The organism is Enhygromyxa salina, from assembly GCF_002994615.1.
In the GTDB taxonomy this organism is placed as follows: domain Bacteria; phylum Myxococcota_A; class Polyangia; order Nannocystales; family Nannocystaceae; genus Plesiocystis; species Plesiocystis salina_A.
In genome coordinates, this window is sequence record NZ_PVNK01000279.1 from 1 (window position 1) to 15,331 (window position 15,331).

General features: G+C 69.0%; 13 protein-coding genes and 1 rRNA gene. 9 read left to right on the forward strand and 5 right to left on the reverse strand.

The window, feature by feature from the left end:
* Positions 1 to 103 (reverse strand): 16S ribosomal RNA (locus ENSA5_RS32295); the annotation flags it as partial.
* Positions 104 to 692: 589 nt separating this feature from the next.
* On the opposite strand from ENSA5_RS32295, the gene ENSA5_RS38655 reads away from it, so the two are divergent.
* The 5 genes from ENSA5_RS38655 to ENSA5_RS32320 all read left to right on the forward strand — a co-directional run bounded on the left by ENSA5_RS38655 (position 693) and on the right by ENSA5_RS32320 (position 6,739).
* The gene (locus tag ENSA5_RS38655; protein WP_258183090.1) at positions 693 to 1,598 is read left to right on the forward strand and encodes a DMT family transporter; all 906 of its coding nucleotides are present in this window, start codon (positions 693 to 695) and stop codon (positions 1,596 to 1,598) included.
* A gap of 56 nt (positions 1,599 to 1,654) precedes the next feature.
* Positions 1,655 to 2,860: an aspartate aminotransferase family protein gene (locus ENSA5_RS38660; RefSeq protein ID WP_181198380.1), complete on the forward strand. Its 1,206-nt coding sequence runs from the start codon at positions 1,655 to 1,657 to the stop codon at positions 2,858 to 2,860.
* Between the two features lie 19 nt (positions 2,861 to 2,879).
* On the forward strand, positions 2,880 to 3,698 hold the full coding sequence (locus ENSA5_RS32310) for a redoxin domain-containing protein (RefSeq protein ID WP_106395578.1): 819 nt from the start codon (positions 2,880 to 2,882) through the stop codon (positions 3,696 to 3,698).
* A 213-nt stretch (positions 3,699 to 3,911) separates the two neighbouring features.
* Positions 3,912 to 5,342 carry an MATE family efflux transporter gene (locus tag ENSA5_RS32315; protein WP_106395579.1) on the forward strand — a complete coding sequence of 477 codons (1,431 nt, stop codon included), beginning with the start codon at positions 3,912 to 3,914 and terminating at the stop codon, positions 5,340 to 5,342.
* A gap of 83 nt (positions 5,343 to 5,425) precedes the next feature.
* A complete protein-coding gene (locus ENSA5_RS32320) occupies positions 5,426 to 6,739 on the forward strand; it encodes a hypothetical protein (protein ID WP_106395580.1) in 1,314 nt (437 codons plus the stop codon).
* 37 nt (positions 6,740 to 6,776) lie between these two features.
* Here the strand turns inward: ENSA5_RS32320 and ENSA5_RS32325 are convergent, their stop codons facing one another.
* A complete protein-coding gene (locus ENSA5_RS32325) occupies positions 6,777 to 7,769 on the reverse strand; it encodes a helix-turn-helix transcriptional regulator (protein WP_106395581.1) in 993 nt (330 codons plus the stop codon).
* A gap of 130 nt (positions 7,770 to 7,899) precedes the next feature.
* Positions 7,900 to 8,739 (reverse strand): metallophosphoesterase, encoded by an 840-nt coding sequence (locus ENSA5_RS32330; RefSeq protein WP_106395582.1) that lies wholly within the window; start codon positions 8,737 to 8,739, stop codon positions 7,900 to 7,902.
* Positions 8,740 to 9,073: 334 nt separating this feature from the next.
* Here ENSA5_RS32330 and ENSA5_RS32335 point away from each other — a divergent pair, with 334 nt between their 5' ends.
* From ENSA5_RS32335 to ENSA5_RS32350, 4 genes are all read left to right on the forward strand, one after another.
* Positions 9,074 to 9,550: a hypothetical protein gene (locus ENSA5_RS32335; protein ID WP_146156347.1), complete on the forward strand. Its 477-nt coding sequence runs from the start codon at positions 9,074 to 9,076 to the stop codon at positions 9,548 to 9,550.
* 92 nt (positions 9,551 to 9,642) lie between these two features.
* Positions 9,643 to 10,212 carry a thioredoxin domain-containing protein gene (locus ENSA5_RS32340; RefSeq protein ID WP_106395584.1) on the forward strand — a complete coding sequence of 190 codons (570 nt, stop codon included), beginning with the start codon at positions 9,643 to 9,645 and terminating at the stop codon, positions 10,210 to 10,212.
* Between the two features lie 255 nt (positions 10,213 to 10,467).
* The gene (preA, locus tag ENSA5_RS32345; RefSeq protein ID WP_106395585.1) at positions 10,468 to 11,568 is read left to right on the forward strand and encodes an NAD-dependent dihydropyrimidine dehydrogenase subunit PreA; all 1,101 of its coding nucleotides are present in this window, start codon (positions 10,468 to 10,470) and stop codon (positions 11,566 to 11,568) included.
* Between the two features lie 1,107 nt (positions 11,569 to 12,675).
* Positions 12,676 to 12,912, forward strand: coding sequence for an RNA recognition motif domain-containing protein (locus ENSA5_RS32350; protein ID WP_106395586.1), 237 nt, complete (start codon positions 12,676 to 12,678; stop codon positions 12,910 to 12,912).
* An 18-nt stretch (positions 12,913 to 12,930) separates the two neighbouring features.
* On the opposite strand, the gene ENSA5_RS32355 is transcribed toward ENSA5_RS32350, so the two are convergent.
* Both ENSA5_RS32355 and ENSA5_RS32360 read right to left on the reverse strand, forming a co-directional pair.
* Positions 12,931 to 13,815 carry a hypothetical protein gene (locus tag ENSA5_RS32355; RefSeq protein WP_106395587.1) on the reverse strand — a complete coding sequence of 295 codons (885 nt, stop codon included), beginning with the start codon at positions 13,813 to 13,815 and terminating at the stop codon, positions 12,931 to 12,933.
* On the reverse strand, positions 13,815 to 15,311 hold the full coding sequence (locus ENSA5_RS32360; protein ID WP_258183091.1) for a sigma-54-dependent transcriptional regulator: 1,497 nt from the start codon (positions 15,309 to 15,311) through the stop codon (positions 13,815 to 13,817). Before ENSA5_RS32360 ends, ENSA5_RS32355 begins: the two co-directional genes overlap by 1 nt.
* Between the last annotated feature and the right edge of the window lie 20 nt (positions 15,312 to 15,331).

A 15,331-nucleotide genomic window follows, 5' to 3' on the forward strand; every position in this document is an offset into this window, starting at 1 on the left:
CACCCGTGCGCCACTGTCCTCTCCGAAGAGATTCTCGTTCGACTTGCATGTGTTAGGCCCGCCGCAAACGTTCGCTCTGAGCCAGGATCAAACTCTCCAGTTTGATGTTATGAGTGAGCCTCGCGGCTCTCTCGAGCTCGACCTTGCGGCCGAGCCTGGCTGCCCCCTGCGGCTGACAGGAGGACTTTGGATTTGTGTCGTTACGAGGCGCCTAGCCAACCCGAAGGCTGACCGACCATCCTCGCACGACGCGGGGTTGACCATTGCTGATCAACTGCCCCGCGGGCGGTCTCGGTTTATGTACGCGAGCGAGTCGCGCACCCACCGGACCGTGCGGTTTCGTGGTCCGTGTTCCTGCTCTCCAGTTTTCAGGCAGCGTCACCGTGACAGGTGAGAGGACTTGGCGGCGTTTCGCCAGGACTCTCTGTCGCGGGGTTGGGATCTCTAGGCCAGTGGCCCGCTTGGGTCAAGGGGTTTTGAGAAAAAAATCCTGATTCTCGTGAGTGGCCGAATTCGGCGTGCAGGGGACGTTTTGAGACGGGCCCAAGCGGGGGGGTCCCGGGCCTCGGTGCCCGGCGCGAACTGCGGACTGAGCAGTTTCGGGCGGCGGCGCGAGGAGTGTGAGCTGGGTCTGGGATTGGACACACACTGGGGGACTGTGGCTGGCGGGCCTTCGAGAGTACTGAGCAAGAGTGGGGGAGAACGGGCGAGCAGGCGAGGGCGCGGCCCGCGGGCGACTCGGGCTGCTTTTCATGTTGTTGGCGACGATCGCGTTCGCGGGCATGGCCGCGTTCGTCAAGGTCCTGCGTGAGGACGGCCTCACGACGAGCGAGGTGATGTTCTGGCGGATGGCGCCGGGTCTGGTCTGGGTCTCGATCGAGCTGCGCCTGCGCAAACAAAAGCTCCGGCCCAACGCGCCGTGGCCCGTGCTCCTGCGCTCGCTCGCGGGGTTGGCGGCCATGTCGGGCTACTTCTATGCCCTGCGCGCGCTGACGCTGATCGAGAACGCGGTCCTGCACCTGCTCCAACCGGTGTTCGTGGCGGTGCTCGCACCCTTGATCCTCGGCGAGCGGCTGCGGCGTGGGGCGGTGCTCGCGCTGCTCCTCGCGCTGCTCGGCGCGCTGGTCGTGGTTCGGCCCGACCTGGCCTGGCGCGCGAACATCCCGATGCTCCCGCTCGCGGCCGGGGCTGGCGCCGCGCTGTGTTCGGCCCTCGCGCACATCATGGTCCGCAAATCGACGGCCCGGGACTCGCCCGAGCTCGTCGTGTTTTGGTTCACGATCGCGGTCAGCGCAGCGGCGGTGGCGGTCGCCCTCGGCCGCGGGGAGCTCGCCAAGCTCCCCGCGGGGCTCGAGCTCGGCGAGGCCGCGTGGAAGATCACCGCGATGGCCGGCTTCGGTCTCGCCGGACAATTATTGATGACCCGGGCCTACGGGCGGGCGGCGGCGCCCCTGGTCGCGATCGTCGCCTACGCGTCGATCCCGGCCTCGATCGTGCTCGACCTCGCGTGGGGTGTGCGCCCGGGCCTCGACGAGGCCCTCGGCTCGGTCTTGCTGGTCGTGGCTGGCGCGCTCCTAGTTCGGGGTCGAAGCATGTGAGACAACCCGAAGCTGTGGAAGATCTGCGCTGGCCGACCTACCCAGGGCGCGGGATCGTGCTCGACGCCGCTGTCCATGACGAGGCCCGCCGCGGCGGCGCGCTGCGGGTCCGCGACACGAAGGGCAAGATCTACCTCGACGCGATCGCGGGGATCGGCTCGGCGGCGCTCGGCCACGCCCACCCGGACTGGGTCGCCGCGATCCACCGTCAGCTCGAGACCCTCAGCGCGGTCGCCAACACCTTCGGCCACGTGCCCCAGCAGCAGCTCGCGGCCCGCCTCGCCGAGCTCTTCCCGCTCGCGCGGTGTCGCAGCTTCTTCGCCAACAGCGGCGCCGAGGCGACCGAGGCGGCGATCAAGCTGGCCCTGCGCGCGACCGGACGCGAGGTGATCGTGGCCTTCGAGCGGGCCTTTCACGGCCGGACCCTCGGGGCGATCTCGCTGACGGCGAACCCCGCCTACCGCGATCCTTACGTGAGCTGCCTCGGCGAGGACCACGCCCGCTTCGCAACCATGAAGGTGCTGCGCCTGCCCTTCGACGACGCCGCCGCCCTCGACCAGGCCTTCGCCGAGCACGGCGAGCGCATCGCCGCGGTCTTCGTCGAGCCGATCCAGGGCGAGGGCGGCGTCTGGCCGGCGAGCAAGGCCTTCTTGCTCCGCGCGCGGGCGCTTTGCGATCGCCACGGCGCGCTGCTCGGGGTCGACGAGATTCAAAGCGGGTGCGGGCGCTCGGGTGACTGGACCGCGTGGCAGACGATCGTCGGCGACGAGGCCGCGCCCGACATCATCTGGCTGGCCAAGGCCCTCGGCGGCAGCTTCCCGATCGGCGCGTGTCTGACCACCGCCGAGCTCGCGCAGCACATGGGCGCGGGCACCCACGGGACGACCTTCGGCGGCAACCCGGTCGCGTGCGCCGCCGCCCTCGCGACCTTGCAGATCATCGAGAGCGAGGGGCTGCGGGAGCGCGCGGCGGCCCAGCTCGGGACCCTCGAGCAGATCGCCGCGCAGGCACCCAATGAAGAGGTCGTCGAGATCCGTGGCGCGGGTGCCATGATCGGGATCCAGCTCGGCGCCATCGACGAGGGTCGCGCAAAGCAGATCGTTCCGGCGTTGATCGAGGCGGGCGTGCTCGCAACCACGCCCGGCGGTCACACCCTGCGCCTGTTGCTACCCTATGCCGCTGGCGAGGCCGAGCTGCGCGAGATCTGGACCGCCCTGGCCCAGGCCTGCGCGGCCACCCCCAAGTGCGCCGGGACCAGCTGATCGGCTACCATCTGCGGCGATGCTCGACCGCGCCTTTGTTCGTCGCCTCAGCCTCCTGTGTCTGGTCGCCACCTTCGGCTGCACGTCCGACCCGGTCGCGCCAACCACAGACCCCGAGTCGACCCCGGACCCGGGCGGTCCGACGGCCGTGAGCCCTGCACCCACCCAGACCTACGCCGACGCCGACCCCGGTCTGGACCCACGCGAGGCCGCCGTGGTCCAGCCCGACCCCGACGTGAGCGAAACCGAGCCCGAGAGCGCGCCCGAGCCCGAGAGCGCGCCCGAGCCCGAGAGCGCGGCCGAGCCGACCACCGTCGTCGCGGCCCCCAAAGAGACCAAGAAGCGCGAGCCGCTGCCCAAGCCGATCCACAAGCTCAGCGGGGCGACCTGTCAAAAGAGCTTCGCGGTCGGCAACAAGGTCAAGAACTTCCGCCTGCCCAGCGTCGACGGCAAGCGGACCGTCTCGCCCGGCAGCTACCGCAACAAGGTCGTCCTGCTCAACTTCTGGGGTACATGGTGCAAGCCCTGCCTCCAGGAGCTGCCGGAGTTCGACCGCCTCTACCGTAAGTACCGCAAGCACGGCATGAGGTTCATCGCCGTGGCGACCGACGAGGAGCCCGAGGCGGTCCAGGAGTTCATCGACAAGCACAAGCTCCGGGCCAAGGTCGCGCTCGCGGGCGAGGAGGCGGCCGGCGCCTACAACCGCCCGAACTTCCCGATCTCGTTCGTGGTCGACGGCGACGGCAAGATCGTCGCCGCCTACGAGTACATCAACGACAACTGCATGGGTGATCTCGAGCAGGTCATTCGCAACGAGCTCGACAAGCTCGACCCCTGAGGCGGAACGCGGCGTCCACGCGGGCCACGGGCGGGCGCGCGCGCCCGCGGCCCCCAACCTGACGAAGAGCCCGCGAGCGGCGAGATCCTCTCGCGCGGGGGTGATCCAGGTTCGGTGACAGACGCGCGGCCAGGATGCGCTACAACCCATCGGGCGCGGCTGGGGTAAGTCGCGACCGCCGCGGCTGCGTGCGGCCATCGCCCGGAACCCGACTTGGTCAAGCTCACCGACTTCTCCGACGATCCGAGCAGGGGGCTGCGCCTGCTTCCGGAGTGGGCCCTGATCCGCAAGGTCCTCTACCTCGGGTCCTTCGTCATGTTGGCGATGCTGACCCAGTACTTCGTCAACGCGGCCGACAACCTCATGGTCGGGCGCCTCGACGACCCGGCCGAGGCCACGGCCTCGCAGGCGGCCCTCGGCCTCGGCATGCCGCTGTACTGGGCGGTCGGCGGGTTCTTCGCCGCGATCTCCTACGGCGCCCAGGCGATGACCGGGCGCCGCTTCGCCGAGGGCGAAGAAGAGCGGGCCGGGCAGGTCTTGTTCAACGCCGTGTTCGTGGCCCTCATCGCCGGCGCTCTCGGCGGGGCGGTCGGGTGGTTCAGCGGCCCCTACGCCGTCGACTTCCTGGCCGAGGCCAGCGAGGAGCAAAAGCAGCTCGGCACGGTCTACGTCCAGCTGCGCGCGCTGGGGATCGGCGCGATGGTCGTGACCTTCGCGTTCAAGGCCTTCTTCGACGGGATCGGCCGCACCTACGTGCACCTGGTCGCGGCCGTCGTGATGAACCTGTTCAACATCGGGCTCAACTACCTGCTGATCTACGGCAACGAGCCCCTGGGTATCCCGCGCATGGGCATCGCCGGGGCCGGCTGGGCCTCGATGATCGCGACCTATCTCGGCCTCGCGATCATGATCGGCGTGAGCCTGGCGCCGCGCTACAGCCGACGGTTCAAGTTCTTTCAGCTGCGCAATTTCGACCCCAAGGTGATCACCAACATCATCAAGCTGATGCTCCCGGCCGGGTCGGCCAGCTTGATCCTGATGTCGGGCTTTTTGCTCTTCTTCAAGTTCGTCGGCCAGATCGACGCCGACATGGGCACGGGCAACACCTACTCGGCCGCGACCAAGGCGCTGATGGACACGGCCGCGCTGTGCTTCATGCCGCTGCTCGCGTTCGGCACCGCGACCGCGACCGCCGTCAGCCAGAGCCTGGGCGCGGGCAAGCCCAACCTCGCGGCGCGCTACGGCTGGGACTCCGTGCGGATCGGCGTCCTCGCGATGATCCCGATTGGCATCGTGTTTTGGGTCTGGCCCGAGCAGATCATCTCGCTGTGGGCACCCAATGACCCCGCGGTCCCCGCGGCTGGGGCGGCGTCCTTGCGCCTGGTCGCAACCTGCCTGCCGATGCTGGTCGTCGCGATCATCCTGTCGCAGTCGCTCTACGGCGCGGGCGCCAACACCTACGTGATGATCGCCGAGGGCGTGCTCCATGTCGGCTGCCTGGTCCCCCTGAGCTGGTTTCTGGGACCCCACCTGGGCTTTGGCATGGAGGGGATGTGGACCGCGGCGATCATCTACGTCAACGGACTCGGCCTGGCGATGGGCGGCAAGTTCCTGGCCAAGGGCTGGCGCTCGATCGAGCTGTGATCCCCAAGAATTGGGACCAGAAGTTGGGTCTCGCATCGCACCGCTTTTTGCGGTCGAGGGAGCGAGGGGCGTATCATGAGACCATGCGCTTGCCCGTGCTCCCCGTCGCGCTCGCCACGGTCCTGGTCATCCCGGCCGTCGCGGAGGCTAGCCCCTTCGCGGTGCCGCTGACCGCCAACGATCTCAACCTGCTCGTCCACGAGCCCCCGGCGAGCAGCTCCGCGCCGAGCATGGATGGCGAGGACGCGCCCGCTGACGACGCGCCCGCTGACGACGCGCCCGCCGACGACGCGCCCGCTGACGACGCGCCCGCTGACGACGCGCCCGCCGACGCCGAACCGGCCGACGCAACCGAGGACGTCCCGACCGGCGACGAGGACGCGATCGATCCCACGACCGGTGACCCAACCGAGGGCGAGGTCCTCGAGGACGACGAGCTCGACGACGAGCTGTCCGGGCCAACCAAAAAGGGCGACTTCAACGCCAACGCGATCGGCCTGCGCGGAGGGATCCACCTGATCCCGTCCTACTTCCTCAACGCCGCGCTCGCGTCCTACAGCAACTCCCTGTGCCGCAACGAGGTCGGCAGCTGGGGCGAGCAAAACGGGCTGGTCAAGGTCGACGGCTGCAACTTCTATGTCGGCGGCGACTACATCCGCCGGATCTCCCGCGCCTTCGACATCTCGGTCGGGCTCGGCTACCTCCACATCCAGCCGCCCGACTCGCTGTGGCTCGACAACAACGAGTGGGACCGCGACAGCTGCACGACCGACGAGGGCCCCGGCAGCGCCTGTAACCTCGGGGCGGCCGACTACACCGAGATCGACCTGCGGATGTTCACGGTCGAGGTCAACTTCATCGGCCGCGGCACGCTGTATCGCAACGAGGACGTCGAGATCCAGCTCGGCGGCGGCGGCGGTGTCGGCGTCGGCGTGCTGATCGGGGACGGCGTGCGTCGGAGCCCGCTCGGCTCGGACCCCGGCTCGCCCAACGACCCCAACTCGTGTCAGACCCTGGCCGACACCGCCGACTTCCGCAAGTGCACGCCGCGCTACTACGACGACCCCGGCATCGACCAGGACGGCGACGGCATGATCGGCGACGTTTCGCGCGAAGATGTCGACGCGGGCGCCCCCCTGCCCAACGGCTCCACGATCCGGGGCGACAGCTGGGCCGACTGTGGCCGCGACAAGTGCAACGGCTCCGACCTCAACGCCTTCGGCACGGTCGAGGACGACGGGACCTGGCCGGTCTACCCGCTCGTCAACCTCCTCGGCAGCTTCCGCGTGATCGTGAAGGACTCGTTCGGGATCAGCATCGAAGGCGGGATCAAGAACGGCTTCTTCTTCGGCGGCGGGATCCAGTACTACTTCGGCGGCGGCGGAAAAGATAAGTAGTGAGCGCGGCCGCTCGCGGCCGTACGTGACCGGACAGTCAAGCGAGGCGCTCGACCATGGTCTTGGCGTGGTCGAGGACGGCCTCGCGCAGCTCCTGAGGCTCGATCGACTCGAGCGCGGCGCCGAGCGAGAGCAGACGTCGGGCGAGCTCGCGGCATGAGCGATAGGCGACGCGGCGCTCGAGCAGCTCGCCGTCCTCGATCCAGGTGTCGTCCTGGCCGGGGTCCCAGACGTTGTGGGCGACCCAGCGCGCGACGGGGGCGCGGATGCGCAAGATCGCGGTGCCCGGGCGGTCCTCGTCGATCCCGAAGGCTGGGTCGTGGTCGCCCCAGATCTTGTCGAGGGTCGGCATCGACTCGCGCGGCTCGAGCCCCTCGATGACCTCGGCGCCCTCGATCTGCGCGACGCGAAAGCTGCGGGGCTCACGGTGGGTCCGCGAGTAGGCGCGCAGGTACATGTTGCCGTCGTGCAGACGCAGCTGCCACGGCTCGACGTCGTGGATCCGCGAGCCGCCAGCGGCGCTCCACGGGCTGGCATAGCGGATCTGCACGACCCGCTTGCCGATCGCGCCGAACAGCTCCGAGAGGACGCTCGGGTCGGTCCGGCTCCCGGTCGTCAAGGTCGCCACCAAGGTCCCGGGCCGGGCGCCCTCGCTCGGGGCCCGGCCGCGCTCGCGCATCTCCGCGTCCATCTGCTCGGCGAGGCGACGCAGGCGCGCGGTGATCTCCTCGTCGGCGAGCGGGGCCAGCAGCGCCTCGGCGAACAGCACCGCCGAGAGATCCTGGGCGTCGGGATCGGTCAGGGGCAGCGTGAAGTGAGGGTCACGCAGGACCCAGCGCCCGGCCGCGCGGTCGAACTCGACCGGCGAGTCGCAGTGATCCCGCAGCCAGGTGAGCGCGCGCTGGATCGAGGGGTGCGAGACATCCGCGACCTTGGCGAGCTCCTCCTTGGTCGCGCCCCCATGCTCGCGCAGGTGCCGAAGCAGCACGCGCGCGGTCTCCTTGACCAACTCCGACGGCCCGTCGCTCATGCAGCGATGCTACTCGTTTTTGACCCCCGCGGGCGTGGGCGAGCTTGCCACGCGCGGCCGCTCTCGCCCGAAACGGAGCCTTGTCTCGACCCCCGCGGGCGTCGGCGAGCTTGCCACGCGGGCGGACGGCTCAGATGTCGCGGTTGTCGACGCTGACGAACTCGCCCTCGGGGTAGCGCAGGGCGACGAGGGGGCCGCCGCGGCCGGAGCGAAAATCGAGGCAGGCTGCGTTGGCGCCGGGGCCAGTCCACGCCGGGGCGGTTGGGGTGTGCTCGGGCCAGGGGAACCAGTAGTGACCGAAGACGACCCTGGGCGCGTCGGCCGGGTAGCTGTTCCACCACGGGACGCGTCGGGTCTCGCGCCAGTGACCGCCGAAGTCGCGGTAGCGCGGACAGCGTCGCTCCGGACCCTTGATGCACAGCTCGAACGCCGCTTCGAGCTCGCCGCCTGGTGCGCTGGCCTCGAGCAGGTCCGGCCGGTCGAGGCGCTCGGGGAGCTGGGCGATGCCGCCGGGGTCCCAGCACGCGTGCACAACCCGCAGACGCCCCTCGTCGAGGAGCAGGTGCGTCGACTGCGACTCGATGAACGCGCGAGCACGATCCCAGCGCGCAGGATCTGCCTCGATCTGAACCAGCGTCGTTGCGAATTGCGCGCGGTTCTTCTCACTGTGCTCGCGCAGACCCTCGACGTAGTGCAGCGCGTTGAGCTCATGATTACCGAGGACCATGTGTGCGCATCCGTCGGCGGCCAGCGCCGCGACGCGCTCGACACACGCGAGCGGATCGGGGCCCCTGTCAATTAGATCACCAAGCGAGATCAACCTCCGGCCCTCCGCCTGCTGCCAGCGCGTACCGCTCTTGGTGTAACCGAGGCGCTCGAGCATCGCGTCGAGGGTGCGAATCATGCCGTGGACGTCTCCGAGCAGATCGAATGGCCCCACCAGCTTTGAGTTCGCTTCGGACGACTGCATACCCACAGCCAAGTGTACTCGACCTGCACTTTAGGCCAAGGCCCGACGAATCGAGCACCTGCGATCGCGCGTTTGCACCGTGACGTTGCGAGGTATGTCGATTGTTTCACAGGCGCGAAACAGCGCCAGACCTGTCCAAAAGACCATATTTTGGACGTTGGTGCATTCGAGATGTTCGCGGTCGCACGTCCATTGTAGGCTGATCTCCGCCAGGCTGTGCGTGGCGCTACGAAACCGTAATCAGCGCACACTGGTGTCCGATTGGACAGTGCGTATCACAAAAATATGTCGACAAGATGTTCGTATAGTCAATTCATTGTGCTATGGTCGCGTCGTGTCTACTTTTGAACGGGAATTCAACTCCGCGGTGGAAGCGGTCGAGCGCGACGTCTTCATCAACCTCGTGTGCGAGAACCCGCAGCTCACGCTCGCAGAGCTGACCAGGCTCGGAAAAGGCAAGTTCGCCAACCTCTTGAGCACCGTGTCCGTGGGCGACATCATCGAGGCGGGTGGCTCGTCACCCACGGCACCCGACGAGGCCGAGGCCAAGCCCAGCCGGACCAAGAACACCGCCAAGGCCAAGCCCAAGGCCAAACCGGTCAACACGCGCACGCCCGAGGGCCGGCGTGCCTACGACGCGGCCGTGCTCTCGATCGTCGGCGAGGCCGATCGCGCGATCAAGGCGCCAGAGATCACCGCGAAGGTCGGGGGGACCGCGCTGCAGGTCCGCAAGTCGCTCGCCCGGCTGATCGAGCTGGGCAAGGTCACCTGGGAAGGCAAGGCCCGCGGCATGAGGTACAGCGCCGTTTGACCTGTGTCCGAGCGCGTCGCGAAGTTGCTTGGCCACGGCTGCGCGCGGCCCCCGGGTTGCCTCGGCTGCCGCGCTCGCGCTATGCACACTCGATGCTAGCGCCCCGCACCCAGCTCGCGCTGTCGCTGATCCTGGTCGCGCTCGGCGGCGCGGCCTGCGGGCCAGCCGAGCCCCCAACCGAGCGGTCCGAAGACGCGAACGCCGACGCCGAGGTCGAGGCCAACCCGCTCGTCGGCTACGACCTGCGCCGGCTCCGACCGCGCGAGGACGAGCCCCTCGCCGAGATGTTCGAGCGCGTCCGCACCCAGGCGCTCGACGAGCACAAGCGCGTCGCGGTCCTGTTCTCGGCCGACTGGTGCGAGCCCTGTCGCCACCTCGACCTCGAGCTCGGCAACATGCACCCGGCCTCGATGATCGGCGACGTCCGCGTGCTCGAGCTCAAAGAAGACGACTGGAACACCGTCGCGCGCATGAACGAGTTCAACGAGCTGCGCCGCCGCTGGGAGCCGGTCCTCAACACCTATCCGCTGCTGGTCCTGCTCGACCGCGAGGGCGCGCGCATCGAAGAGATGAAGGAAGCCAAGCAGCGGCTCGAAGAGGCGGGGTTGGATCCGACCCTCCCGATGTGGTTCGAAGAGACCCAAGCCCGGGCCGAACCATAGGTTTTTGACAAGAGAAGCGCTCGACCGGCGCGCCGTGGCGACGGTCTGCGCGCCGCGATCGAGGCCTCCACCGCGACGGTATCGGGCGGACGCCGGCCGAGTTCGTGAACCGTCGGGGGCGCCGAGGAGCGCATCGCCGCGGTCCGAGCTCCGCTCCCGACCGCGCTCGGGGTCGCGCGAGGGCGCCGAGCAGCTCGATTGGCGCTTCTGGGCGGTGAGCCCACCCATGAGCCTGGGTTTTGGTTACCCTGGCCCATGGCTCCGAGTCTGAACGTCGTCGTCAACGGCATCGAATTCGACAACCCCTTCCTGCTCGGCTCAGGACCACCGGGAACCAACGCCCGCGTGATCATGAAGTCCTTCGAGCTCGGCTGGGGCGGCAACGTGGCCAAGACGATCAGCCTCGATCACTCGAAGGTCATCAACACCAACCCGCGCTACGCCAAGCTCCGCGACCCCGACGACCGCAAGAAGGTCATCGGGTTCGAGAACATCGAGCTGATCTCCGACCGCCCGTTCGAGACCTGGCTCGAGGAGTTCCGCGAGATCAAGAAGCAGTGGCCCAACAAGGTCCTGGTCGCCTCGATCATGGAGGAGTACCGCAAGGAGGCCTGGGTCGAGATCGTCGAGCGGGTCCAGGAGACCGGGGTCGACGCCTTCGAGATGAACCTCTCGTGCCCCCACGGCCTGCCCGAGCGGCGCATGGGCGCGGCCATGGGCTCGAACCCCGACATCGTCCGCGAGGTCGTCGGCTGGGTGAAGTCGGTGTCGAAGATCCCCGTGTGGGCCAAGATGACGCCCAACGTCAGCGACCCGACGGCCTCGCCCACGGCCGCCGTCGAGGCCGGGGCCGACGGGATCGCGGCGATCAACACGATCTTGTCGGTCGTCGGGATCGACCTCGACACGCTCCGGCCGATGCCCACGGTCGAGGGCTACACCACCCCGGGCGGCTACTCGGGCCTCGCGGCCCGGCCGATCGCCCTGCGCCACGTCATGGAGATCGCCAAGGCCGTGCCCGACACCCCGGTCTCCGGCATGGGCGGGATCTACACGGGCAGCGACGCCGCCCAGTTCATCGCGCTCGGCTGCCACACCGTCCAGGTCTGCACCGGGGCGATGCTGCAGGGCTACAAGGTCATCACCAAGCTGAAGGAGGAGCTCGCGGCCGTGCTCGACAAGCACGGCTTCGACAACCTCGAGCAGCTGCGCGGCGTCGCGATGCCCTACTTCACGACCCACTTCGATCTGGTCGAGCGGCAGCGGGCCGCGAAGAAAGACCTCGGCCTCGAGCGCGACGCCTCGACCTGGAAGGGCGAGATCGACAAAGAGACCGACTCCCTCACGGCGAATTGATTTAGGCCCCCCGCGGCCGCTTTCGCACCTTGCCACGCACGGCCGCTTCGCGGCCGGTCGCTCCGTCGCTTCGCTCCTCCGCTCGGTGGGCTGGTATGAGCTTCGCGATCTGGGTGCGTGGCCCCCCCGGAGGGGGGCTCGTCGAGCTGTGGCTGAGCCTCTGGGTGGGAGCGATGGGTCGAGGCGACTCGTTCGGGCTCGTTGAGCCGTCGGCCGAGAAGCTCATACCAGCGACCGGCCGCCCAGCGGCCGTGCATGGCAAGGTCCGAATACGCCTGCGGGGGTCTAAACGAGCCCCCTTCGAGGGGGCCACGCACCCAGATCGCGAAGCTCATCCCAGCCCATCGAGCGAAGGAGCGAAGCGACGGAGCGACCGGCCGTGCATGGCAAAGTGCGAAATCGCCTGCGGGGTCTAAACCAGCCCCCTTCTAGGGGGCCACGCACCCAGATCGCGAAGCTCATCCCAGCCCATCGAGCGAAGCGACGTAGCGACGTAGCGACCGGCCGTGCATGGCAAAGTGCGAAATCGCCTGCGGGGTCTAAACCAGCCCCCTTCTAGGGGGCCACGCACCCAGATCCATCGAGCGGAGGAGCGAAGCGACGGAGCGACCGGCCGCGAAGCGACGGAGCGACCGGCCGCGCAGCGGCCGTGCATGGCAAAGTGCGAAATCGCCTGCGGGGGTTTAAACGAGCCCCCTTCTAGGGGGCCACGCACCCAGATCGCGAAGCTCATACCAGCCCATCGAGCGGAGGAGCGAAGCGACGGAGCGACCGGCCGCGCAGCGGCCGTGCATGGCAAGGTCCGAATGCGCCTGCGGGGGTCTAAAGAAGCGACGGAGCGACCGGCCGCGCAGCGGCCGTGCATGGCAAAGTCCGAAATCGCCTGCGGGGGTTTAAACGAGCCCCCTTCTAGGGGGCCACGCACCCAGATCGCGAAGCTCATACCAGCCCATCGAGCGAAGGAGCGAAGCGACGTAGCGACCGGCCGCGCAGCGGCCGTGCATGGCAAAGTGCGAAATCGCCTGCGGGGGTCTAAAGAACCCCTCCCCAGCCCTCCTTCTCCCGTGACGGGCGGGGGGTGTAGGATGTAAACTTACAAAGGAGCCCATGGTGACGCTGTACATTGGAGGACTTGGACCCGCGCTCCACGAGAGCCAGCTTCGCGCCTTGTTTGGGGATTTTGGGGAGATCACCGAGGCGCGGCTGGTCACCGATGGCGATGGCCAGTGTCGGGGGTTTGCGTATGTGACCTTCGCCAATGACCTCGCGGCGGCCAAGGCACGGGTCGCGCTCAACGGCAAGGAGATCGACGGGCAGGTGTTGCGCGTCGCGCTTGCGACTTGAGCTGAGCCCCGTCCGGGCTCAACCCGGCTGCTGTTTGGGCTCGGCGTCGGGCAGGCGCAGGGTCGGGACGCCCTGGCTGGCGACGACGAGGACCGAGACCTTGCCGTAGGAGCCAGCGGCGATCTCGTCGAGGATCTTGTCGTAGTCGTAGGCGGGGCCAGAGCTGGGAGCGGGCTGGACCTCGGCCTTGGCGGCGGCGCGCGGGAGCAAGAACGCGTCGGCCTCCAGCTTCGCGGCGAGGTCGATCTCGGTCGCCTCGATCGTGAACGCGGAGCCCTCGTAGCGCAGGAGCAGGCCGGTCTCCTCCCACATGCACACGTTCTGGGCGGCGACGCGCGTCTGGAGGCACGAGACGCCCAGGACCTCGGCCCGATCGCCGCGCGACTCCTCGCGCTGCTCGGCGAGCAGGCGATGCCAGGCGCGGATCGACTCGACGACGGGCGCGCGGGCCTCGGGCTCGAGCCGCATGAACGCGCGGGCGAGCTCGGCGAGGTGGTTGTCGCGGATCTCGCCCGCCTCGCCCTCGTTCGCGGTCCAGATCTGCTCGGCGTTGACGATCGTGGTCCCGGCCGCGCGCAGCTCGGTGTCGCCGGCGGTCGAGCGCAAGACCCAGGCGTCGCGGCGCTTGCCGCCCGCGGTGATCGAGGTCGTCATCTCGCCGCTCAGGGCCGGGCCGGTGATCGCGTAGCGGACCTCGATCGCCTCGCTGTCGCCGGGCAGCGGCACGAGCTCGGCGAGGAACTCAGCCTCGCTCGTGGGCATGGCCGCGGCGGCCTCGACCTTGGGCCCGCCCTCGCTCGACTTGTCGTCGGCCTCGCGCCCGAGCTTGCAGCCGAGGACCAGGGCGACGGCGCAGGCGCAGACGGCCGCGCGCCCCCCGAGCCAGGCCCTCCCCCTGGCCACTATCGGCCCCCCCGTTGAATGCCGAGGATCTTGAGCTTGCGATGCAGGTGGGTGCGCTCGATGCCGAGGACCTCGGCCGTGCGCGAGACGTTCCAGTTGTTGTCGCGCAGGCGCTGGAGAATGAAGGCGCGCTCGACCGCCTCGCGAAAGGCCTTGAGCGGCAGCTCCGACTTCTCGCGCAGGAGCTGGGCGAAGCGATCGTCGTCGACCGCCATCGTCCCGGGCGCGGCCTCGGTCTGCGCGGGGCCCTGGTCCGCGCGAAGCTCGGGCGGGACGTCGTCGAGCTCGAGGTCGCCGTCGGACAGCACGACCATCCGCTCGATCACGTTGCGCAGCTCGCGAACGTTGCCCGGCCAGTCGTGGCGGGCGAGGGCGGCGAGGGCCTCGGGGTCGATCTCGCGCCGGGCGAGGCCGTTCTCTTCGCAGGCCTGGTCGATGAAGTGCCGCGCGAGCAAGGTGACGTCGTCGAGGCGCTCACGCAGCGGCGGCATCCGCACGGGCACGACCGCGAGGCGGAAGAAGAGATCTTCGCGGAACTCGCCGGCCCCGGCCATCTCCTGGAGGTTGCGGTGGGTCGCCGCGAGCACGCGGACGTCGACCTGGATCGGCGTGTGCCCGCCGACGCGGGTCAGCTCGCCGCTTTGAAGCACGCGCAAGACCTTGGCCTGGGCGTCGAGATCCATGTCGCCGATCTCGTCGAGGAACAGCGTGCCTTTGTGGGCGACCTCGAACAGGCCCTTCTTTTGCCCGGTCGCGCCCGTGAACGCGCCCTTCTCGTGACCGAAGAGCTCGGACTCGATCAGCTCGCGGGGGATCGCGGCGCAGTTGACCTTGACGAAGGGGTGGTCGTGGCGGTCCGAGGCCTCGTGGATCGCCCGCGCGACCAGCTCCTTGCCCGTGCCGCTCTCGCCGGTGATCAGGACCCGGGCCCGGGTCCGCCCGACCTTGGCGACCATGCGCATGAGCTCGCGCATCGGCGCCGAGGTCCCGATGATCTCGCCGTGGACGCGCTGGCGCAGATCCCGAAGCTCGCGCTCGGCCTTGCTCTGGCGCAGCGCGTTGCGAACCGAGACGATCACGCGGTCGCGCGACAGCGGCTTCTCGAAGAAATCGAAGGCCCCGAGCCGCGTGGCCCGGACCGCGTCGGCGACCGAGGCGTGGCCGGAGATCATGATGACCGGCAGCGGCGGGTGGCCGTCCTCGCCGAGCAGCGAGAGCTTCTCGAGCACCTCGATGCCCGAGATCCCGCCGAGCATGACGTCCATGATGACCGCGTTGGGCAGCTCGCCGGGGCCGCCGGAGTCGGGCTCGGCGGCGTCGGCTGCGAGCGCGCCCTCGAGCAGCGCGAGGGCGCGCTCGCCGGTCTCGGCCTCGACGACGGTCGCGCCCTCGCCCTCGAGGACCATCCGCAGCGTCCGACGGATGTTCTTCTCGTCATCGACGACGAGGACCGTGCCGGTGAAGACGGTGGCCTCGCTGGAGCTCGGATCGGTCAAGAGGTCGCTTCCCCCGGCAG